Source organism: Methylobacterium sp. D54C, from assembly GCF_053345595.1.
In genome coordinates this window covers 1-298 of the sequence record NZ_JBKFAK010000216.1, presented here as the reverse complement: position 1 = coordinate 298, position 298 = coordinate 1, and the positions used below count along the sequence as shown (strand labels likewise).

Annotated in this window: 1 protein-coding gene; it reads right to left on the bottom strand. The window is 77.2% G+C overall.

Features of this window, described 5'->3' with window-relative positions:
• Positions 1-30: 30 nt before the first annotated feature.
• Positions 31-298, bottom strand: a 268-nt coding sequence (locus ACLBYB_RS33225) for an ATP-binding protein (protein WP_447701431.1), incomplete at its 5' end; no start/stop codon positions are given.

Below are 298 nucleotides of genomic sequence, written 5' to 3'. Positions count from 1 at the left end.
CCCGCCCCGTCGTCGGGGCGCGCCCCACGCTCAGCCGGCCGGGGGCGCCTCCGGGGTTACCTCCAGGGGCACTTCCAGGCGGAAGCAGGCGCCCTTCTCTCGGGCCGGGATCGTCAGGCTGCCGCCCAGCTGGCGCGTGAGGCTGCCGACCACCCGCATGCCCAGGCTCTTCGAGCTGCGCCCGATCTCGAACCCCGCCGGAAGGCCGATCCCGTCGCCGGCAACCTCGACCACGAGCCCCTCCGGCCGCCGCTCGGCGCGGACCCGGATCTCGCCGCCCGCCGGGTGCGTCTCGGTC